The 20,891-nt window shown below is 72.7% G+C and carries 17 protein-coding genes; 12 read left to right on the top strand and 5 right to left on the bottom strand.

Translation table 11 applies throughout. From position 1 onward, the window contains the following. The first annotated feature begins 22 nt into the window (after positions 1-22). From ACZ5VD_RS19905 to ACZ5VD_RS19870, 8 genes are read left to right on the top strand one after another with little or no spacing between them, the layout of a single operon-like run. Positions 23-817 (top strand): TIGR03084 family metal-binding protein, encoded by a 795-nt coding sequence (locus ACZ5VD_RS19905; protein ID WP_468682821.1) that lies wholly within the window; start codon positions 23-25, stop codon positions 815-817. Continuing rightward, positions 814-2,583, top strand: coding sequence for an acyclic terpene utilization AtuA family protein (locus tag ACZ5VD_RS19900; protein WP_468682820.1), 1,770 nt, complete (start codon positions 814-816; stop codon positions 2,581-2,583). The genes ACZ5VD_RS19905 and ACZ5VD_RS19900 overlap by 4 nt, the downstream gene beginning before the upstream one ends. Further along, complete coding sequence (locus ACZ5VD_RS19895) at positions 2,580-4,187, top strand: acyl-CoA carboxylase subunit beta (protein ID WP_468549110.1); 1,608 nt, start codon at positions 2,580-2,582, stop codon at positions 4,185-4,187. The genes ACZ5VD_RS19900 and ACZ5VD_RS19895 overlap by 4 nt, the downstream gene beginning before the upstream one ends. A gap of 11 nt (positions 4,188-4,198) precedes the next feature. Continuing rightward, positions 4,199-6,043: an acetyl/propionyl/methylcrotonyl-CoA carboxylase subunit alpha gene (locus ACZ5VD_RS19890; protein WP_468682819.1), complete on the top strand. Its 1,845-nt coding sequence runs from the start codon at positions 4,199-4,201 to the stop codon at positions 6,041-6,043. A 55-nt stretch (positions 6,044-6,098) separates the two neighbouring features. Next, complete coding sequence (locus tag ACZ5VD_RS19885; protein ID WP_468549108.1) at positions 6,099-7,238, top strand: acyl-CoA dehydrogenase family protein; 1,140 nt, start codon at positions 6,099-6,101, stop codon at positions 7,236-7,238. Positions 7,239-7,267: 29 nt separating this feature from the next. Then, complete coding sequence (locus tag ACZ5VD_RS19880) at positions 7,268-8,836, top strand: 4-coumarate--CoA ligase family protein (protein WP_468682818.1); 1,569 nt, start codon at positions 7,268-7,270, stop codon at positions 8,834-8,836. Further along, positions 8,833-9,600 (top strand): enoyl-CoA hydratase family protein, encoded by a 768-nt coding sequence (locus ACZ5VD_RS19875; protein ID WP_468682817.1) that lies wholly within the window; start codon positions 8,833-8,835, stop codon positions 9,598-9,600. The genes ACZ5VD_RS19880 and ACZ5VD_RS19875 overlap by 4 nt, the downstream gene beginning before the upstream one ends. Continuing rightward, on the top strand, positions 9,588-10,229 hold the full coding sequence (locus tag ACZ5VD_RS19870) for a TetR/AcrR family transcriptional regulator (protein WP_468549105.1): 642 nt from the start codon (positions 9,588-9,590) through the stop codon (positions 10,227-10,229). Before ACZ5VD_RS19875 ends, ACZ5VD_RS19870 begins: the two co-directional genes overlap by 13 nt. A gap of 29 nt (positions 10,230-10,258) precedes the next feature. On the opposite strand, the gene pdxH is transcribed toward ACZ5VD_RS19870, so the two are convergent. Continuing rightward, entirely contained in the window at positions 10,259-10,936 is a 678-nt protein-coding gene (gene pdxH / locus ACZ5VD_RS19865) for a pyridoxamine 5'-phosphate oxidase (protein ID WP_468549104.1), read from the bottom strand. A 235-nt stretch (positions 10,937-11,171) separates the two neighbouring features. Here pdxH and ACZ5VD_RS19860 point away from each other — a divergent pair, with 235 nt between their 5' ends. Further along, on the top strand, positions 11,172-12,275 hold the full coding sequence (locus tag ACZ5VD_RS19860; protein ID WP_468549103.1) for a citrate synthase 2: 1,104 nt from the start codon (positions 11,172-11,174) through the stop codon (positions 12,273-12,275). 487 nt (positions 12,276-12,762) lie between these two features. After that, positions 12,763-14,184, top strand: a complete 1,422-nt coding sequence (locus ACZ5VD_RS19855; protein WP_468549102.1) for a PAS domain-containing protein — start codon at positions 12,763-12,765, stop codon at positions 14,182-14,184. Positions 14,185-14,253: 69 nt separating this feature from the next. Here ACZ5VD_RS19855 and ACZ5VD_RS19850 read toward each other — a convergent pair whose 3' ends face one another. Continuing rightward, positions 14,254-15,009 carry an SIS domain-containing protein gene (locus ACZ5VD_RS19850; protein WP_468549101.1) on the bottom strand — a complete coding sequence of 252 codons (756 nt, stop codon included), beginning with the start codon at positions 15,007-15,009 and terminating at the stop codon, positions 14,254-14,256. Positions 15,010-15,222: 213 nt separating this feature from the next. On the opposite strand from ACZ5VD_RS19850, the gene ACZ5VD_RS19845 reads away from it, so the two are divergent. Further along, positions 15,223-15,915, top strand: a complete 693-nt coding sequence (locus ACZ5VD_RS19845) for a metal-dependent transcriptional regulator (protein ID WP_067020955.1) — start codon at positions 15,223-15,225, stop codon at positions 15,913-15,915. A gap of 601 nt (positions 15,916-16,516) precedes the next feature. Next, positions 16,517-17,443 carry an alpha/beta fold hydrolase gene (locus ACZ5VD_RS19840; RefSeq protein ID WP_468549100.1) on the top strand — a complete coding sequence of 309 codons (927 nt, stop codon included), beginning with the start codon at positions 16,517-16,519 and terminating at the stop codon, positions 17,441-17,443. A gap of 93 nt (positions 17,444-17,536) precedes the next feature. On the opposite strand, the gene ACZ5VD_RS19835 is transcribed toward ACZ5VD_RS19840, so the two are convergent. The 3 genes from ACZ5VD_RS19835 to ACZ5VD_RS19825 all read right to left on the bottom strand — a co-directional run bounded on the left by ACZ5VD_RS19835 (position 17,537) and on the right by ACZ5VD_RS19825 (position 20,733). Further along, positions 17,537-19,168, bottom strand: coding sequence for a transporter (locus ACZ5VD_RS19835; protein WP_468682884.1), 1,632 nt, complete (start codon positions 19,166-19,168; stop codon positions 17,537-17,539). Further along, positions 19,141-19,935 (bottom strand): ABC transporter ATP-binding protein, encoded by a 795-nt coding sequence (locus ACZ5VD_RS19830; RefSeq protein WP_468682816.1) that lies wholly within the window; start codon positions 19,933-19,935, stop codon positions 19,141-19,143. Before ACZ5VD_RS19830 ends, ACZ5VD_RS19835 begins: the two co-directional genes overlap by 28 nt. Positions 19,936-20,070: 135 nt before the next feature. After that, the gene (locus tag ACZ5VD_RS19825; RefSeq protein ID WP_468549098.1) at positions 20,071-20,733 is read right to left on the bottom strand and encodes a bifunctional DNA primase/polymerase; all 663 of its coding nucleotides are present in this window, start codon (positions 20,731-20,733) and stop codon (positions 20,071-20,073) included. Positions 20,734-20,891: the final 158 nt, after the last annotated feature.

The raw sequence follows: 20,891 nt of genomic DNA, 5'->3' as shown, positions 1-20,891 counted from the left end.
GCCCCGCTGCCATGCTCGCCCCATGGCCGACCCGATGCCCGTCATTGACGATCTGTGTGCCGAGAGCGAGGAACTCGACCTGCTCGTGGCCGAGTTGAGCGCGGAACAGTGGGCGGTGCAGACCCCCGCCCCCGGCTGGACCGTCGCCCACCAGATCGCCCATCTCGCCTGGACCGACCACTCCTCCGTGCTCGCCGTGACCGACCGGGACGCCTTCGCCCGCGAGGTCGAGAAGGCCCTCACCGCGCCCGGGGACTTCGTCGACAACGGCGCGGAGGCGGGAGCGGCCAAGCCGCCCCCGGAGCTGCTCGCGGACTGGCGGGCCGGACGCGCGGCCCTCGCGGACGCGCTGCGGACCGCTCCCGACGGCGCCCGTTTTCCCTGGTACGGCCCACCCATGTCGACCGCCTCCATGGCCACCGCCCGCCTCATGGAGACCTGGGCCCACGGCCTGGACGTGGCGGACGCGCTGGGCGTCGCCCGCACCCCCACCGACCGGCTCCGGCACATCGTCCGCCTCGGCGTCCGCACCCGCGACTTCGCCTTCGGCGTGCACGGACTGACCCCGCCGTTCGAGGAGTTCCGTATCGAACTGGCCTCCCCTTCCGGCGAGTTGTGGAGCTACGGCTCCGAAGACGCCGCCGACCGGGTCACCGGCCCGGCACTCGACCTCTGCCTCCTGGTCACCCAGCGCGCACACCGCGCGGACCTGGCCCTCCGCGCCGAGGGCGACGACGCCGACCGCTGGCTCGACATCGCCCAGGCCTTCGCCGGCCCGCCGGGAACCGGGCGCGAGCCGAAAGGGGCCGCCGGGTGAGCATCCTCCGTATCGGCAACGCCTCCGGCTTCTACGGCGACCGCTTCGACGCGCTGCGCGAGATGCTCACCGGCGGTGAACTCGACGTCGTCACCGGCGACTACCTCGCCGAACTGACCATGCTCATCCTGGGCCGCGACCGGCTGAAGGACCCCGGCGCCGGATACGCCCGCACCTTCCTGCGGCAGTTGGAGGAGTGTCTGGGGCTGGCCCGGGAACGGGGAGTCAAGATCGTCGCGAACGCCGGTGGGCTCAATCCCGCCGGACTGGCCTCCCGCACCAGGGAGTTGGCCGAGCGGCTGGGCCTGTCCGTGCGCGTCGCCCACGTCGAGGGCGACGACCTCACCGCCGCCCACCCCGGCAGTCTCGCCGCCCACGCCTACCTCGGCGGCTTCGGCATCGCCGCCTGTCTGCGCGAGGGCGCGGACGTCGTGGTCACCGGGCGGGTGACGGACGCGGCGCTGGTCACCGGGCCCGCCGCCGCCCACTTCGGCTGGGGCCCCGGGGAGTACGACCGGCTCGCGGGGGCCGTCGTCGCCGGGCACGTCCTGGAGTGCGGGACCCAGGCCACCGGCGGCAACTACGCCTTCTTCACCGACCACGACACACGACGGCTGCGCCGGCCCGGCTTCCCGCTCGCCGAGATCCACGAGGACGGCTCGGCGGTCATCACCAAGCACCCCGGCACCGGCGGCCTCGTCGACGTCGGCACGGTCACGGCCCAGTTGCTCTACGAGACGTCCGGCGCCCGGTACGCCGGCCCCGACGTCACCGCCCGCCTCGACACGGTCAGGCTCGTCCAGGACGGCCCCGACCGCGTCCGTGTCCACGGCGTCCGCGGCGAGGCCCCGCCGCCCACCCTCAAGGTCGGCCTCAACCGCCTCGGCGGCTTCCGCAACGAGGTCACCTTCGTCCTGACCGGCCTCGACATCGAGGCCAAGGCCGCGCTGGTGCGCGAGCAGTTGGAGACGGCCCTCGGCAAGGTCACCGAGGTGCGCTGGGACCTCGTCCGCACCGACCGGCCCGACGCCCCGACCGAGGAGACCGCGAGCGCCCTGCTCCGGCTCGTCGTCCGGGACCCCGACCAGGACGTCGTCGGACGGGCGCTCAGCGGGGCCGCCGTCGAGCTCGCCCTCGCGAGCTACCCCGGCTTCCATGTGCTCGCCCCACCCGGCAAGGGCGCACCCTATGGGGTCTTCGAGGATGTGTACGTCCCCCATGATGCCGTCGACCATGTGGCCGTCCTCCACGACGGACGCCGGGTCCCCGTGGCGCCCGCGCACGTGGCCTCTGCCCATGTTGCGCCTGCCCATGTGGACTCCGCCCACGTGGCGCCCACGCACACCGCACCCACGCACACGGCACCCACCCCCGAGACCCTCGTACTCGAAGACCTGCCGCAGCCGCCCCTCCCCGAGCCCCTCCCGCCGGGCCCCACCCGTCGTGTCCCCCTCGGGCTGGTCGCCGGTGCGCGCAGTGGGGACAAGGGCGGGAACGCCAACGTGGGTGTCTGGGCCCGCTCCGAGGAGGCGTGGCGGTGGCTCGCCCACACCCTGACCACCGACCGCTTCCGTGAACTCCTGCCGGAGACAGCCGATCTGACCGTCGTCCGGCACGTCCTCCCCCACCTCCGCGCCCTCAACTTCGTCGTCGAGGGGATCCTCGGCGAGGGCGTGGCGGCCCAGCACCGCTTCGACCCGCAGGCCAAGGCCCTCGGCGAATGGCTGCGCTCCCGCCACCTGGACATCCCGGAGACCCTGCTGTGACGGTCATCGCCTCCGCCCTGGACCCGGGCGCCCCCGACCACCGAGCCAACCGCGAGGCCATGCTCGCCAAGCTCGCCGACCTCGACGCCGAGCACGCCAAGGCCATCGCGGGCGGCGGCCCCAAGTACGTGGAACGCCACCGGGGGCGCGGCAAGCTCCTCGCCCGCGAGCGGATCGAACTGCTCCTCGACCCCGACACACCCTTCCTGGAACTGTCGCCGCTGGCCGCCTGGGGCAGCGCCTCCCCCGAGTACGCGGTCGGCGCCTCGCTCGTCACCGGCATCGGGGTCGTCGAGGGCGTGGAGTGCCTGATCACCGCCAACGACCCGACCGTGCGCGGTGGCGCGAGCAACCCGTGGAGCCTGAAGAAGGCGCTGCGGGCCAACGACATCGCGCTCGCCAACCGGCTGCCCTGCATCAGCCTGGTGGAGTCCGGCGGCGCCGACCTGCCCTCCCAGAAGGAGATCTTCATCCCCGGGGGCGCGATCTTCCGCGACCTCACCCGGCTCTCCGCCGCCGGGATCCCCACCGTCGCGGTCGTCTTCGGGAACTCGACAGCCGGAGGCGCGTACGTCCCCGGGATGTCCGACCACGTGATCATGGTCAAGGAGCGCGCGAAGGTGTTCCTCGGCGGGCCGCCGCTGGTGAAGATGGCCACCGGCGAGGAGAGCGACGACGAGTCGCTGGGCGGCGCGGAGATGCACGCGCGCGTGTCGGGTCTCGCGGACTATTTCGCCGCCGACGAACAGGACGCGCTCCGGCAGGCGCGGCGCGTGGTGGCCCGCCTCAACCACCGCAAGGCGTACGAGGACCCGGGCCCGGCCGTCCCCCCGAAGTATGACGAGGACGAGCTCCTGGGGATCGTCCCCGGCGATCTGAAGACCCCCTTCGACCCGCGCGAGGTGATCGCCCGGATCGTCGACGCCTCCGACTTCGACGAGTTCAAGCCGCTCTACGGGACCAGCCTCACCACCGGCTGGGCCACCCTGCACGGCTATCCCGTCGGCATCCTGGCGAACGCCCAGGGCGTGCTGTTCAGCGCGGAGTCCCAGAAGGCCGCCCAGTTCATCCAGCTCGCCAACCAGCGGAACATCCCCCTCCTCTTCCTTCACAACACCACCGGCTACATGGTCGGCAAGGAGTACGAGCAGGGCGGCATCATCAAGCACGGCGCGATGATGATCAACGCGGTCAGCAACAGCCGCGTGCCCCACCTGTCCGTCCTCATGGGCGCGTCCTACGGCGCAGGCCACTACGGCATGTGCGGGCGCGCCTACGACCCCCGCTTCCTCTTCGCCTGGCCCAGCGCCAAGTCGGCCGTCATGGGCCCCCAGCAGCTCGCGGGCGTCCTGTCGATCGTGGCCCGCCAGTCGGCACTCGCCAAGGGGCTGCCCTACGACGAGGACGGCGACGCCGCCCTGCGCGCCCTGGTGGAGCAGCAGATCGAGTCCGAGTCCCTCCCGATGTTCCTGTCCGGACGGCTCTACGACGACGGCGTCATCGACCCGCGCGACACCCGAACCGTCCTCGGCCTGTGCCTGTCCGCCGTGCACACCGCCCCCTACGAGGGCGCCCGCGGCGGCTTCGGCGTCTTCCGGATGTGAGGTATCCCCACGTGATCACGTCAGTCCTGGTCGCCAATCGCGGCGAGATCGCCTGCCGTGTCTTCCGCACCTGCCGCGAACTGGGCATCCGCACGGTCGCCGTGCACTCGGACGCCGACGAGAACGCGCTCCACGCGCGCGTGGCCGACGCGACGGTACGCCTGCCGGGCGCCGCGCCCGCCGACACCTATCTGCGCGGCGACCTGATCGTGAAGGCCGCCGTCGCCGCCGGCGCGGACGCCGTGCACCCCGGCTACGGCTTCCTCTCCGAGAACGCCGACTTCGCCCGTGCCGTCCTCGCCGCGGGCCTGGTCTGGATCGGCCCGCCCCCGGAGGCGATCGAGACGATGGCGTCCAAGACCCGCGCCAAGGAGCTGATGGGCCTCGAACCGCTGCGCGAGGTCACCGAGGCCGACCTGCCCGTCCTGGTGAAGGCGGCGGCGGGCGGCGGCGGACGCGGGATGCGGATCGTACGCCGCCTGGAGGAGCTGGACACCGCCCTGGAGGGCGCGCGCGCCGAGGCCGCGAGCGCCTTCGGCGACGGCGAGGTGTTCGTCGAGCCGTATGTGCGGGGCGGCCGGCATGTCGAGGTGCAGATCCTCGCCGACACCCACGGCACGGTCTGGCCGCTCGGCACCCGCGACTGCTCCCTCCAGCGCCGCCACCAGAAGGTCATCGAGGAGGCCCCCGCACCCGGACTCCCCGACGAACTCACCCGGGAACTGCACGCACTCGCCGTACGGGCCGCCCGAGCCGTCGACTACGTGGGCGCCGGCACGGTCGAGTTCCTCGTCGCCGACGGCAGGGCCCACTTCCTGGAGATGAACACCCGCCTCCAGGTCGAACACCCGGTCACGGAGGCCGTCTTCGGCCTCGACCTGGTGGCGGAACAGATCCGCGTCGCCGAGGGGCACGCCCTGGCCGGCGACCCGCCCCGCGCGCGTGGCCACGCCGTGGAGGCCCGCCTCTACGCCGAGGACCCGGCGAACGACTGGACCCCCCAGACCGGCACCCTGCACCGCCTCACCGTCCCCGAAGGCGTCCGCCTGGACACCGGCTACGAGGACGGCGACCCCATCGGCGTCCACTACGACCCCCTGCTCGCCAAGGTCGTCGCCCACGCCCCCACGCGCGCGGAGGCCCTCCGCGGACTCTCCGGCGCCCTCGAACGCGCCGCCGTCCACGGCCCGACCACCAACCGCGACCTCCTGGTCCGCTCGCTGCGGCACGAGGAGTTCACCACCGCCCGCATGGACACCGGCTTCTACGACCGCCACCTGAGGGACCTGACCGTCCCGCGCCCCGATCCGTACGCCTCCCTGGCCGCCGCCCTCGCGGACTCCCAGGGCCGCTCCCGCTTCGGCGGGGCCTGGCGCAACGTCCCCTCCCAGCCCCAGACCAAGCGCTACGCGATGGCGGGGGAGGAGCACGAGGTCCACTACCGGCACACCCGGGCGGGCCTGGAGGCGGACGGGGTCCGCGTCGTCCACGCCGACGCCCATCTCGTCGTCCTCGAAGTGGACGGGGTCCAGCGCAAGTTCGAGGTGGCCGGATACGGCGACGAGCTGTACGTCAACGGCACCCAGCTGAAGCCCCTGCCCCGCTTCCCCGACCCCACGACCCAACACGCCCCCGGCTCCCTCCTCGCCCCCATGCCGGGCACGGTGGTCCGGATCGCCGAGGGAGCGGTCGTAGGAGCCACTGTGCGGGCCGGAGAGCCCCTCCTGTGGCTGGAGGCGATGAAGATGCAACACAGGATCACAGCACCGGTCACGGGCACGCTGAGCGCTTTGGAGGTCGTTCCCGGCCAACAGGTGACGGTCGCCTCACTGCTGGCAGTGGTGCAGCCCACCTAGGGGCGCGGGGAACCGCGCGACCAGCCACGACGAAGCCCGCAGACGAAGGAGCCGTATGAACCCCGTCATCGAGACCGACGAGCACAAAGCCTTCCGGGCCGCCGTAGCCGCCCTGGGCAACCGCCACGGCCGCACCCACGACCGGGAAGCCCTCTGGTCCGAGGCGGGCAGACTCGGCTACCTCGGCGTCAACCTGCCCGAGGCGTACGGCGGCGGAGGCGGCGGCATCACCGAACTCTCCCTCGTCCTCGAAGAACTCGGCGCGGCCGGCTGCCCCCTCCTCATGATGGTCGTCTCCCCGGCGATCTGCGGAACGGTCATCGCCCGCTTCGGCACCGACACCCAGAAACAACAGTGGCTCCCCGGCCTCGCCGACGGCACCCGCACCATGGCCTTCGGCATCACCGAACCCGACGCCGGTTCCAACTCCCACCGCATCACCACCACGGCCCGCCGCGACCCGGACACCGGGGACTGGCTCCTCACGGGCCGCAAGGTGTTCATCTCAGGCGTCGACACAGCGGACGCGACCCTCATAGTCGGCCGCACCGAGGACGCCCGCACCGGCCGCCTCAAGCCCAGCCTGTTCATCGTCCCCCGGGACACCCCCGGCTTCGAGCGACGGCAGATCGACATGGAACTGACCGCCGCGGAGAAGCAGTTCGAGCTGACCCTCGACGACGTACGGCTCCCCGCCGACGCGCTCGTCGGCGACGAGGACGCGGGCCTGCTGCAACTCTTCGCCGGCCTCAACCCCGAACGCATCATGACGGCCGCCTTCGCGATCGGCATGGGCCGCTACGCGCTCGGGCAGGCGGTCGCGTACGCCCGGGACCGCACCGTCTGGGACACCCCCATCGGCGCCCACCAGGCCATCGCGCACCCCCTCGCCCAGGCGCACATCGACCTCGAACTGGCCCGCCTGATGATGGGGAAGGCGGCCCACCTGTACGACACGGGGGACGACGCGGGCGCGGGCGAGGCGGCCAACATGGCCAAGTACGCGGCCGGGGAGGCCTGCGTGAAGGCCGTGGACCAGGCCGTGCACACCCTCGGCGGCAACGGCCTCACCCGCGAGTACGGGCTCGGCTCGCTGATAACGGCCTCCCGCGTGGCTCGTATCGCCCCGGTGAGCCGGGAGATGATTCTCAACTACGTCTCCCACCAGACCCTGGGCCTGCCCAAGTCGTACTGACCGGCAACCGTGTCGCGCGAGGAGGAACCATGTTCCGCAGCGAGTACGCAGACGTCCCGCCCGTAGCACTCCCCATCCACGAAGCGGTGCTCGGCCGGGCCGCCGAGTTCGGGGACGCGCCCGCCCTGATCGACGGCACCGACGGCACCACGCTCACCTACGAGCAACTGGACCGCTTCCACCGGCGGGTCGCCGCCGCCCTCGCCGAGACGGGGGTCCGCAAGGGAGACGTCCTCGCGCTGCACAGCCCCAACACGGTCGCCTTCCCGACCGTGTTCTACGCCGCCACGCGCGCGGGGGCCACCGTCACGACCGTGCACCCGCTCGCCACCGCCGAGGAGTTCGCCAAGCAGCTCACCGACTCCGCGGCCCGCTGGATCGTCACCGTGTCACCGCTCCTGGAGGTCGCGCGCAGGGCCGCCGAACTCGCGGGCGGCGTCCAGGAGATCCTCGTCTGCGACAGCGCGCCAGGGCACCGCTCGCTCATCGACATGCTGGCCTCCAAGGCCCCCGAGCCGCAGATCGACATCGACCCGGAGGAGGACGTGGCGGTCCTCCCGTACTCGTCGGGCACGACCGGCACCCCCAAGGGCGTGATGCTCACGCACCGGCAGATCGCCACCAACCTGGCCCAGCTCGAACCCGCCGTCCCGGGCGGCCCCGGCGACCGCATCCTCGCCGTCCTGCCGTTCTTCCACATCTACGGTCTGACGGCCCTCATGAACGGGCCCCTGCGCAACGGCGCCACCGTCGTCGTCCTGCCCCGCTTCGACCTGGAGACGTTCCTCGCGGCCATCCAGAACCACCGCATCACCGGCCTGTACGTCGCCCCGCCGATCGTCCTCGCCCTCGCCAAGCACCCCCTGGTCGAGCAGTACGACCTGTCGTCCCTGAAGTACGTCATCAGCGCCGCCGCCCCGCTGGACGCCCGCCTCGCGGCCGCCTGTTCGCACCGGCTCGGCCTGCCGCCGGTCGGCCAGGCGTACGGCATGACCGAACTGTCCCCGGGCACCCACGTCGTCCCCCTGGACGCCATGCGCGAGGCACCCGCCGGGACCGTCGGCAAGCTCGTGGCGGGCACCGAGATGCGCATCGTCTCCCTCGACGACCCCGACAAGGACCTCGGCACCGATGTGTCCGGTGAGATCCTCATCCGCGGCCCTCAGATCATGAAGGGCTACCTGGGCCGCCCCGACGCCACCGCCCAGATGATCGACGCCGAGGGCTGGCTGCACACCGGGGACGTCGGCCACGCGGACGCCGACGGCTGGCTGTTCGTCGTCGACCGCGTCAAGGAACTCATCAAGTACAAGGGCTTCCAGGTGGCCCCCGCCGAACTCGAAGCCCTTCTGCTCACCCACCCCGGCATCGCCGACGCCGCCGTCATCGGCGTCTACAACGACGACGGCAACGAGGTCCCGCACGCCTATGTGGTCCGCCAGCCGACCGCGGCCGAACTCTCCGAAGGAGAGGTCATGATGCACGTCGCCGAACGCGTCGCCCCCTACAAACGCGTCCGCCAGGTCACCTTCGTCGACGGCGTCCCACGCGCCGCCTCCGGCAAGATCCTGCGCCGCCAACTCCGGGAGCGCACGTGACCCTGATCGGCCGCACGCGCGCGCGGGGAGTCGAGACACTCAGCCTCGACTCCCCGGGCAACCGCAACGCCCTGTCCGCGGCGCTCGTCGCCGAACTCGCCGACGCGCTCACGGACTGCGGCAAGGACGACGCCGTCCGCGCGGTCGTCCTCACCCACACCGGCAACACCTTCAGCGCGGGCGCGGACCTGCGCGACCCGCCCCACCCGGACGCGCTGGTCGGACTGCTGAGGCAGATCATCGAACTGCCCCGGCCGGTCCTCGCCCGCGTCACCGGCCACGTCCGGGCGGGCGGCCTCGGCCTGCTCGCGGCCTGCGACATCGCGGTCGCCTCCGCCGAGGCCACGTTCGCGTTCACGGAGGTACGGATCGGCGTCGCGCCGGCGGTCATCTCGCTGCCGCTGCTGCCCCGCACCGACCCGCGCGCACTGGCCCGCTACTACCTGACCGGCGAACGCTTCGACGCGGCGGAGGCGGCCCGCATCGGCCTGCTGACGGCGGCGGCCGGGTCCGGGGCAGGGGCAGGGGCCGGGGGCGCGGAGGACGTCGACGCCGTACTGGCCCCCGTCCTCGACGGTCTGCGCCGGGCCGCACCCCAGGGGCTGACCGAGACGAAACGGCTGCTCACGGCTAGGGTGCTGGAGGCCTTCGACCGGGATGCGGCGGACCTCACCGCGCTCTCGGCCCGGCTGTTCGCCTCCGCCGAGGCCGGCGAGGGGATGACGGCCTTCCTTGAACGACGGGATCCCCCATGGGTGCTGTGACCGCGGACGACCGCGCTCCCCAACAGGACCGACCCCTCAAACAGGACCGAGCCCCCAAACAGGACCGCAGCCGGGCCACCCGGCAGCGGCTCCTGGAAGCCGCCGTGTCCTGCCTCGCCGAACACGGCTGGGCGGGCTCCACGGTCTCCGTCGTCGCCGAACGCGCCGGAGTCTCCCGCGGCGCGGCCCAGCACCACTTCCCGACCCGCGAGGACCTCTTCACCGCGGCCGTCGAGTACGTCGCCGAGGAACGCTCCACGGCCCTGCGCGCGCTCTTCCCGGACGGCACGGCGGCCGAGGACCGCAGGACCGTCGTCGCCGCCCTCGTCGGCCTCTTCACCGGCCCCCTGTTCCGCGCCGCCCTCCACCTGTGGGTCGCCGCCTCCGACGAGGAGCAGCTGCGCGTCCGCGTCACCGAACTGGAGGCCCGGGTCGGCCGCGAGAGCCACCGCATCGCCGTGGACCTCCTCGGCGCCGACGAGTCCCGGCCGGGCGTACGCGAGACCGTGCAGGGCCTGCTGGACATGGCCCGCGGCCTCGGCCTCGCGAACCTGCTCACGGACGACACCGGCCGCCGCGAGGGCGTGGTGACCCAGTGGGCGGCCCTCCTGGACGAGGCACTCGGCTGAGGCACCTCGGGTGGGCCCCGCCCGCCGGCTCAGGGGCTGAGCCGCTCCACCCGCCAGCTCCCGTCCGCCTCCGCCACGTACCGCAGCCGGTCGTGCAGCCGGTTCTCGCGGCCCTGCCAGAACTCCACCGCCCGCGGAGCCACCCGGAAGCCGCCCCAGTGCGGCGGCACCGGGACCTGCTCGCCCTCCGGATAGCGGGCGGCCAGCTCCGCGTACGTCACGTCCAGGTCGGTGCGGGCCGAGATCACCGAGGACTGCGTACTGGCCCAGGCGCCCAGCTGGGAGCCGTGCGGGCGGGTGCGGAAGTACGCGGCCGTCTCGTCCCGCCCGGTGCGCCGCGCGACGCCCGTGACGATGACCTGGCGGGCCATCGGATGCCACGGGAAGAGCAGCGAGACATGCGGGTTCGCGGCCAGGTCACGGGCCTTGCGGGAACCGTAGTTCGTGTAGAAGACGAAGCCCCGCTCGTCGAAGTGCTTCAGCAGCACCGTGCGGGAACCGGGCCGGCCCTCGGCGTCCGCCGTGGAGACCACCATGGCGTTCGGCTCGAAGAGCTGCCCCCGCGTCGCGGCCTGTTCGAACCAGCGCGCGAACTGCTCGACGGGTGTCGCGGCCAGGTCGGCCTCGGCGAGCCCCTCGGCACGGTACTGCTTGCGCATGGTGGCGGGATCGAGGGAAGGATCGAGGGCGGCGTCTCGGTCGGTCACGCGGTCATCCTGCCGTATGGGAGGGCGCCGTCCGGCACGGTGGCCCACATCACTGTGTGGCACTGAGTGCCGCAAGCCCTCCCCAAGGGTGACACTCGGGGATATCGTGCTGATGCCGTGCCGGTGGGGACACCGGTCGCCGCACCACACACCCCACAGCGCCGCACACCCAGCACCTCACCCCACCGTCCGCCGCACCCATCACTCTGTCGCACACATCACGAGGAGCCGCCTGATGTCCGACTTCGTACCCGGACTCGAAGGAGTCGTCGCGTTCGAGACGGAGATCGCCGAACCCGACAAGGAGGGCGGCGCACTCCGGTACCGGGGCGTCGACATCGAGGACCTGGTCGGCCACGTCTCGTTCGGCAACGTCTGGGGCCTGCTCGTCGACGGCGCCTTCAACCCCGGCCTGCCGCCCGCCGAGCCGTTCCCGATCCCCGTGCACTCCGGTGACATCCGCGTCGACGTCCAGTCCGCGCTCGCCATGCTCGCGCCGGTGTGGGGCCTCAAGCCCCTGCTGGACATCGACGCCGAACGCGCCCGCGCGGACCTCGCCCGCGCCGCCGTGATGGCCCTGTCCTACGTCGCCCAGTCCGCGCGCGGCCAGGGTCTGGCCATGGTCCCGCAGCGGGAGATCGACAAGGCGCAGTCCGTCGTGGAGCGCTTCATGATCCGCTGGCGCGGTGAGCCCGACCCCAAGCACGTGGCGGCGGTCGACGCCTACTGGACCTCCGCGGCCGAGCACGGCATGAACGCGTCCACCTTCACGGCCCGCGTCATCGCCTCCACGGGCGCGGACGTGGCCGCGGCCCTCTCCGGCGCCGTGGGAGCCATGTCCGGCCCGCTGCACGGCGGCGCGCCCTCCCGTGTCCTCGGCATGATCGAGGAGATCGAGCGGACCGGCGACGCCGAGGCGTACGTCAAGCAGGCCCTGGACAAGGGCGAGCGCCTGATGGGCTTCGGACACCGCGTGTACCGCGCCGAGGACCCCCGCGCGCGCGTGCTGCGCCGCACCGCCCGCGAACTGGGCGCCCCCCGCTTCGAGATCGCCGAAGCCCTGGAGAAGGCCGCCCTCGCGGAGCTCCACGCCCGCCGCCCGGACCGCGTCCTCGCGACGAACGTCGAGTTCTGGGCCGCCATCGTCCTCGACTTCGCCGAGGTCCCGGCCCACATGTTCACCTCGATGTTCACCTGCGCCCGTACCGCGGGCTGGTCGGCACACATCCTCGAACAGAAGCGCACCGGCCGCCTCGTCCGCCCCTCCGCCCGCTACACGGGCCCGGGCACCCGCGACCCGCGGGAGATCGAGGGCTACGAGGACATCGCCGCCCGCTAGGAACCCCGCCCGCCGGGAACCCGCCCGCGAACGCGGACAACCCGCGAGCTCAGGTCTCTCCGCCGGGGCGGAGAAGCCGGCCGGACGTACCGGCGAGCTCGCGGGTCGGGTGACTGCGTTGGGATTGGGCCGGCTGCGTGTATCTCACCCACGCTGGTCCGGCACCGCACTCGGTGTGGTGACGGGCCGCTAGCCCGCAGCCACCTCACGCGTCCGGTTCTTGTACATCTGCCGAACCACCTCCCTTCTCGTGTAGCCCACACACTAGGAACCGGTGGGCGCGGGATCAACCAGTTTTTTCGGAACCGGATACGGAACCCGGATGCGGACCCGGATGACGGGAATCGCGGTCGGATCGCGGCGCACACAACGATTCCCTCAATCTTCCGGAACCCGGTGTGTGCTGCATCACGTTCCAGTTAGATGATTGTCAGTGAGCGAACCGACGTGCCGTACGTGCGGACGCGGCAGCCTGCAGGGGGTCCAGGTGAGTGCTTCCCGGCGTAGTGGGACCACCGACGAGATCGGGCCGGACGAGCCCGAGCCGGGCGGTCCGGAGGGTTCGGACGGCTCCGACGGCTCGGATCTGCTGGCCGCGCTGCTCGACGGCATGGACGCGGCGCTGTGCGCGTTCGACGCGGACGGGGTGGTGACCCACTGGAACCGCGAGGCCGAGCGGATCCTCGGGTGGACCGCCGCCGAGGCCGTCGGGCGGCACGGGTTCGCCGGGTGGGCGGTGCGCAGCGCCGACGCCGAGGAGGTGGAGGGGCGGCTGCTGTCCGCCATGCACGCCCCCGGCCGGCAGGTGCACGAGTTCGCGCTGCTCACCAAGGACGGCGGGCGGGTCCTCGTACGGACCCAGTCCGCGGCCGTCCGCGGGCCGGACGGCAAGCCCGCGGGCCTGTACTGCGCCTTCAGCGAGGTGCACACACAGATCGACCTGGAGCGGTCCATCGCGCTCAGCGAGGCCCTGTTCGAGGACGCGAGCTGGGGTGTGGTGCTCGTCGACGCCGATCTGCGGCCCGCCGTGGTCAACGCGCACGCGGCCCGGGCGCTGGGCATCGGCCGTACGTCCGTCCTGGGGCGGCCCCTCGGGGATCTGCTCGCCCAGGGCGTGGAGGAACTGGAGAGCGCGCTCACCCATGTCCTCGCCGAGGGCGCGCCGCCCGCGCCCGCCGAGATCTGGGTCGGCGTCCGCACCCCGGACGGCGAGCAGCGGCGCTGCTGGCGCTGCGGGTTCGTACGGCTGGCCTCGCCGCTCGCCGAGGAGCCCGTGCCGCTGGGCGTGGGCTGGCTGTTCCAGGACGTCACCGAGGCCAAGCAGAACGAGCAGGAGGCGTCGCTGCTGCGGTTCCGCACCAACCAGCTGCACCGGGCCGCCCGTGCCGCCGCCGACTGCGACGACCCGCGGGAGGCCGCCGCCGTCCACCTGGACTTCGCGCTCGCCGGGTTCGCCGACCACGCGCTGATCGACCGGGTGTCGGGCGGCGCGGTGGCGGACGGGGCGGCGACGGACCCGGTCCGGCTGGTGCGGGTCGCGGCCACGCCCGCCGGGGCGCCCGGGCCGAGCCTGCTGACCGGGCGGGCCGGACTGCCGGTGCGCTACCCGGACGGACATCCGGCCCTGCAGTGCGCGGACCGGGCCGGATCGGTGCGGGCGAGCGTGGGAGCCGTGTCGACGGAACAGGCCCGGGAGTGGGCCCGGGCCCGGCAGTGGCCTCAGGACGCGGTGCACGCGCTGTGCGCGGTGCTGCGGAGCCGGGGGCGGACGCTGGGCGTCGTGACGTTTCTGCGGGGGGCCGGGCGGAGCCAGTTCGAGCGGCAGGACGCGGTGTACGCGGAGGACGTGGCCGTGCGCATCGGGTCCGCGCTGGACCTGGCGGAGGCGTTGGAGTCGGAGCGGGACTAGGCGGCGGTCGAGGGCACGGCTGCCCGTGGCCGCGGCGGCTTCCGCGGTAGTGCCGGCACCGCGCCGGCACTACCGCCGGTAGAAGATCCGCTCCCCGTACTCCTCGAACACCCGGCCGTTCCACTCGTGGCCCCCGTCCACGTTCCCGGAGCGCAGGAGGGGCGGCTCGATGCCGCGGTCGGCCAGGCTGCCCGCCGCCGTGGCCATGACGGCCTGGAGGAGGGCCGAGGTGACGACCGTGGAGGCGGGGGCGAAGGGGGCCGGGATGGTGTCGAGGGTGAGTTCCGCGTCGCCGACGGCGATCTTGGAGTCGAGGACGATGTCGCAGTGGTCCTTGAGATAGGTGCCGGAGGAGTGCCGGGACTCCGTCTCGGTGGCGTACGCCACCGAGGTCACGCCGATCACCTTCAGGCCCAGGGCGCGGGCGTTCAGGGCCATCTCGACGGGCAGCGCGTTGCGCCCGGAGAGGGAGATGATCACGAGGGCGTCGCCCGCGCGGGCCGGTGAGGAGTCCAGGACGGCGCTCGCGAGGCCGCCGACGCGCTCCAGGGCCGAGCCGAGCGTGGCCGGCATGACGTCGACACCGACGACACCGGGGACGGCCAGCAGGTTCATCAGGGCGAGTCCGCCGGCGCGGTAGACGACGTCCTGGGCGGCGAGGGAGGAGTGCCCGGCGCCGAAGGCGAAGAGCCGCCCACCGGAGGCGACGGTGTCGGCGAGGAGCACACCGGCCGCCTCGATGGCGTCGGCCTCCTCGTCCCGGACCCGCTGCAGCAGGCCGATCGCGGCGTCGAAGAACTGACCGGCCGGCTTGCTGTCGCTCATGCGGGGTCCCTTCGGAGCGTCAGGAGTCTGTGTCGCGGATCACCGTGCGGTCTGGACCAGTGGGATGTCAATACGGCCGTGAGAAGGGCCCGCAACCCCTTGGTTCCACCGGCGCGGCACGCTTGTCAGCGGTATCCGGCAGAATTGGTGTCAGGGCCAGCGCACAAGCCGGGAAGCTGTCGTGCTTCCGGCAGATCTCATCAAGGGGCACGTATGTCCGGACTGATCGACACCACGGAGATGTATCTCCGCACCATCCTCGAGCTGGAGGAGGAAGGTGTGGTCCCCATGCGCGCCCGGATCGCCGAGCGGCTCGACCAGAGCGGGCCGACGGTCAGCCAGACGGTGGCGCGGATGGAGCGTGACGGCCTGGTGTCCGTCGCCAGCGACCGTCACCTGGAGCTCACGGACGAGGGCCGTCGGCTCGCCACGCGCGTGATGCGCAAGCACCGGCTCGCGGAGTGCCTGCTCGTCGACGTCATCGGGCTGGAGTGGGAGCAGGTGCACGCCGAGGCGTGTCGCTGGGAACACGTGATGAGCGAGGCCGTCGAGCGGCGGGTGCTCGAACTGCTGCGCCACCCCACCGAGTCGCCGTACGGCAACCCGATCCCGGGTCTGGAGGAGCTGGGCGAGAAGGACGGCGCGGACCCGTTCCTGGACGAGGGCATGGTGTCGCTCGCCGACCTCGACCCGGGCCTGGAGGGCAAGACGGTCGTGGTGCGCCGTATCGGCGAGCCGATCCAGACGGACGCCCAGCTGATGTACACGCTGCGCCGGGCGGGCGTGCAGCCCGGCTCGGTGGTGAGCGTGACGGAGTCGGCGGGCGGTGTGCTCGTGGGCAGTGGCGGCGAGGCGGCGGAGCTGGAGGCGGACGTGGCCTCCCACGTGTTCGTCGCCAAGCGCTGAGCCGGTACTCGTTCCTCGGCACTCTCTCTCCGGCACTCTCTCTCCGGCATTCGCTCTCCGGTCTCCGGGCCGTCGCTCCAACGTCCGTGACCTGCGGGGTGGTTGCGGGTCTTCGCGGAGAACGCCGGACGACCTTCCGCCGGCCCTTCGGCGGCGCTCCGTCGAACGCGTCGAATCACAAGATTCACTGTGCCGAATCGCAGCGCTCGGACGCATCCCGTGCGAGGCTGTCGCGTGAGGCATATGACCTGAGGGCTCTTGGCCGTGCCGCGACAGCGATGTCGCGTCGGGCCGGGGAGGGGGCGGGAGGATGTGCCGCAGACGTGTGGAGGGCCCCGGCGCCTGGTGGCGCCGGGGCCTGTCCTCCCCTGTGCTGACCCGGAGCCCCGAGCTCCCAGGGTCATCCCCTTCGGACCGTTTTCCCCGAGCGGTCCGCCTCCCGCTGAAGGTCTCCCCTCGGCAGCGGCGATCATTCCTTGAGCATGGTCACTCGAACGAGGGGTGTTGCCGGCGAGAACGGCATTCTCGAATGGGTATTCGATAGCCTGCGGGGCAGAACGCGGTTCAGCGGTTGGGCGGAGCTAGGGGGGTGCCGGGACCAGTGGCGCGACGCATCGACGTGACCGGGGCGGGCGGCGTACACCTCGCCGCCTGGGAGTTCGGCGACCCTCCCAAGACCGACCCGGCGAAGGACGTACCGAAGCAGCGTGATCCGGACCAGCGTGATCAGAGGCCGCACGATCCCGAGCGTGCCCCCGGCGTGCTGTTACTGCACGGTCTGATGGGCCGTGCCTCGCACTGGGCGTCCACCGCCCGCTGGCTCTCCGAGCGGCACCGGGCCGTCGCCCTCGACCAGCGGGGCCACGGCCGGAGCGACAAGCCCCCGCGGGCGTCCTTCACGCGCGTGGCGTACGTCGAGGACGCCGAGGCAGCCCTCGAACAGCTCGGACTCGGGCCGGCCGTGCTGATCGGCCACGCGATGGGCGCGCTGACCGCCTGGCAGCTCGCCGCCAGGCGCCCCGACCTGGTCCGCGGAGTGGTCATCTGCGACATGCGGGCCTCCGCGCTCGGCGCCGCCTCGCAGCGCGAGTGGGAGGACTGGTTCCGGGCCTGGCCCGTCCCCTTCGCCACCCTCGCCGACGTCCGCAAGTGGTTCGGCGAGGACGACCCCTGGGTGGAGCGCCCGAACCCGACCCGCGGCGAGTTCTACGCCGAGGTCATGCAGGAGTCCCCGGACGGCTGGCGCCCCGTCTTCGAGCCGGAACAGATGCTCGAATCCCGGGAGACCTGGGTGTACGACGCCCACTGGGAGGAACTCGCCCAGGTCCGGTGCCCCGCCCTGGTCGTCCGCGGTCTGGACGGCGAGCTGGGTCGCGCGGAGGCCCAGGAGATGGTCCGGGTGCTGCCCCGCGGCGAGTACGCGGAGGTCGCCGACGCCGGCCACCTCGTGCACTACGACCAGCCGGAGTCCTGGCGCGCCGCCGTGGAGCCCTTCCTGGACGCGGTGCTCACGGATTTCAAGAACTGACCGGATCCAGGACCTGACCGGACCTCACGAATCGACCGGACGTCAAGAATCGGCCGGACCTAGGGAACCGGCCCCTGGCGGTTCCCGTCGGCGTCATCCCTTGCTGACCGCCGTGAGGATCTCCGGGAGCTGGCGCGCGGTGCGCGGGGCGGCCATCCGCAGCCCCGCCACCGTGATCGCCACCCCGTAGACCGTCCCCACCGGCAGCAGCAGCCAGCTCCACTCCTCGCCGCCCTCGCTGACGTTCAGCCAGATCGTGCCGGCGATGACGGGCGCGCACAGCAGGGCCGCCGACACCATGCCGCCCAGGATGGCCATGAAGGCGAGCCCGGACTGCCCGGGGGCCACGTTCTTGTAGCCCTCCTGCGGGATGGAGTACGGGAAGCGCGCCGACGTCCACGCGCCGGTCGCCAGCATCGCGCCGAGCAGCGCGAAGGACAGCCCGAGCACCTCGGGCAGCTTCGGCCAGTCGTCGAGCAGCGCGGTCGTCAGGACGGTGACGAGAGTGGCGTACGGCAGGGTGATCACCAGCAGCGCCAGCGCGCGGGCGCGCAGCTCGACGTATGCGTCCCGGGTCGAGGAGATCGTCATCGCGACCATCCAGAACGCCGAGGTGTCCTGCCCGAACTGGTTGTACATCTGCACGCCGAGCATCCCGGCGGCGAAGCACGCGAAGTAGATCGACCCGGAGCCCTGCAACGCGTTGAACACCGGCACGATCAGGCCGATGGCCAGGGACGTCACCCAGGCGGCCTTCGTCTTGGGGTCGCGCCACACATAGCGCAGGCTGCGCTCCATCACCGTGCCGGTACGGCCGGCGGGCAGCAGCCGGGACAGTCCGGTCGAGGACCGCTCGCGGGCGCCGGAGTCGGCGCTCTGGAGGGTGGAGCCGTCCGGCGCGGTCATCAGCCGGGTCAGGTGCCGCGACCACAGGGCGAGCAGGCCCACCAGGGCGGCGGCGGTCAGGGCGAGCTGGAGGACGGCGACACCGTACGACCCGTTGCTCGCGGAGTCCGCCGCGCCGATCGCGGAGGCGGGCGGCACCCACATCAGCACGTCGGCCGGCCCGTCGAGCTGGCCGAGCCCGCCCGAACCCAGCCGCTGCGCCCCGAAGTTGACGACCTGCGCGCCGATCGCGACGATCAGCCCGCTCAGCACCGCGAGATCCTTGCCCTTGCGGCTGGTCAGCAGCCGCAGGTTGGCCGCGGCGACGGTCCGCGCGAGCGCCACGCAGACCAGGAGCGCGAGGACCACGCCGACGACGCCGACGGCGTACGCCACACCCCCGTGCGCGACCGCGACGACGCACCCGGCGAGCATGCACAGCGTGAACAGCGGCCCGATGCCGACCAGCGAGGCGGCGAGCAGCGCCCGCACCATCGGGCGGGGCCGCAGCGGCAGCATCACCAGGCGGGTCGGGTCGAGGGTCTCGTCACCGCCGGGGAAGAACAGCGGCATCACCGCCCAGCCCGCCGCCAGCACCGCGATCAGCAGTACCACCAGGGACGCGGCGTGCGCGTGCCCGCGCAGCGCGATCAGGCCCAGCAGCTGCAGCACGGCGACGAGGAGCACGGCGACGCCGGAGGCGATGTAGGCGGCCCGCCGGCCGCTGGACTGCCGCAGCCCGTTGCGCAGCAGCGACAGCTTCAGCCGTACGACGACCGGGGTGATGTCCGGGGCGGGGGCGCTGTGGGTGCTCACCGGGCCGCCCCGCCGCCCAGCCAGTCGAGATGGGAGCCGGTGTCACGGCCGTTCGCGCCGACGAGTTCGAGGAACGCGTGTTGCAGGGTGGGTGCGTCGCCGCGGACCTCGGCGAGGGTGCCCTGGGCGCGGATGCGGCCCGCGGCCATCACCGCGACCCAGTCGCACAGCGACTCGACGAGCTCCATGACGTGCGAGGAGAAGACGACGGTGGCGCCGGAGGCGGTGTACCGCTCCAGCACGCCCCGGATGGTCTGCGCGGACACCGGGTCGACGCCCTCGAACGGCTCGTCGAGGAACAGCACTTCGGGGTTGTGGAGGAGCGCGGCGGCGAGCCCGATCTTCTTGCGCATGCCGGTCGAGTAGTCGACGACGAGCTTGTGCTGTGCGCCGGCCAGGTCGAGGACGTCCAGGAGCTGGGTGACCCGCTTGTCGACCTCGGCGCCGGGCAGGCCGCGCAGCCGCCCCGAGTAGGTGAGCAGTTCACGTCCCGACAGCCGCTCGAACAGCCGCAGCCCCTCCGGCAGCACCCCGATCCGCGCCTTCACCTCCACCGGGTCCCGCCACACGTCGTGCCCGACCACCTCGACGGACCCGTCGTCGGGCCGCAGCAACCCGGTGATCATCGAGAGCGTGGTGGTCTTCCCGGCCCCGTTCGGCCCGACCAGACCGATGAACTTGCCCGCGGGCAGGTCGAGATCGATCCCGGAGACGGCCACCTGCTGCCCGAACCGCTTCCAGAGCCCCCGCACCCGCACGGCCGCTGCACCTGCCACTGCTCCCGACGTCATGCCCGAACCCTACGGGGCACCGGCGCCACCCAGAGGCGCGGGACCCTGGGTGATACGCGGCTCCGCCGCGTGGGCGCGACCGGTCACGGACGACCCGCGGGCGCCGACCGGATCGACCGGGCACCCTCCGGGCGACTACCGGTCCCGCCCGCACGCGTACGCGAGCGGCGAGATCAACTCCTCCGCGTCCGGCAGCCACCGGTTCGCGGGTGTCGGACGGCAGGCCCACTGCACGGCCCCCCGAGATCCGAACCGGGTGGGCGGCCCCGCGACGTACGCCCCCTCGCCGAGCGCGAGCAGATCGAGGGAAGCGGGCGACCAGCCCATCTTCCGCACCAGATCCGGCACCTTCACCGACGCCCCCGGCAGCACGAAGAACTGCATCCGGCGATCCGGCGTCAACGTCACGGGACCGAGCGTCAACTCCATCCGCTCCATCCGCGCCAGCGCGAGAAACCCGGCCGTCTCCGGCACCGAGATCGCGTCGAACGTCCGCCCGGTCGGCAGCAGGATCGAGGCCGTCGGCTGTTTCTGCCACATCCGGCGGGCGACGGTGGCACTGCCGGTCGCCTGTGTCGCCCAGTCCTCCCGCGCCGGATGAGCGCCGGGCGCGGCACACGCGGAGTCACCGCACGAGCAGCGCTGCACCCCTTCGGCGGCTTCCAGCCAGGTGCCGGGAAAGACGTCCCAGTGGCGCTCCTCGGCGTAGCGTACGGCGGTCTCCAGCAGCGATTCCCCGCGCTGTTTCGGAATCTGAGCGGCTTCGGTGCCCGCGATCGTCTCTTCCACGCCCAACACAACTCCCGCACCCACCTGGAGTTACGGCCAGGACCCGCGCGCCGGGGAGGAGCATCGATCCCGCATCCGGGGCGCATGGATGCATGGGTGGGGGCGCGCAGGGGGAAGCCGGGCGTGGGGTGGGTAGCCAGGTGTGGGGGCGGCAACCGCCTTTACCC

It is taken from the genome of Streptomyces sp. NPDC032822 (assembly GCF_055578825.1).
Note: the sequence above shows the minus strand (reverse complement) of the source record. Positions and strands in the feature narration are given on the sequence as shown.

What these genes read in the sequence shown, in the direction of transcription:
- ACZ5VD_RS19905 (WP_468682821.1), top strand. Translation starts at nt 23, where the DNA reads ATGGCCGACCCGATGCCCGTCATTGACGATCTGTGTGCCGAGAGCGAG.
- ACZ5VD_RS19885 (WP_468549108.1), top strand. Translation starts at nt 6,099, where the DNA reads ATGAACCCCGTCATCGAGACCGACGAGCACAAAGCCTTCCGGGCCGCC.
- ACZ5VD_RS19880 (WP_468682818.1), top strand. Translation starts at nt 7,268, where the DNA reads ATGTTCCGCAGCGAGTACGCAGACGTCCCGCCCGTAGCACTCCCCATC.
- ACZ5VD_RS19870 (WP_468549105.1), top strand. Translation starts at nt 9,588, where the DNA reads ATGGGTGCTGTGACCGCGGACGACCGCGCTCCCCAACAGGACCGACCC.
- ACZ5VD_RS19860 (WP_468549103.1), top strand. Translation starts at nt 11,172, where the DNA reads ATGTCCGACTTCGTACCCGGACTCGAAGGAGTCGTCGCGTTCGAGACG.
- ACZ5VD_RS19850 (WP_468549101.1), bottom strand. Translation starts at nt 15,009, where the DNA reads ATGAGCGACAGCAAGCCGGCCGGTCAGTTCTTCGACGCCGCGATCGGC.
- ACZ5VD_RS19845 (WP_067020955.1), top strand. Translation starts at nt 15,223, where the DNA reads ATGTCCGGACTGATCGACACCACGGAGATGTATCTCCGCACCATCCTC.
- ACZ5VD_RS19830 (WP_468682816.1), bottom strand. Translation starts at nt 19,935, where the DNA reads ATGACGTCGGGAGCAGTGGCAGGTGCAGCGGCCGTGCGGGTGCGGGGG.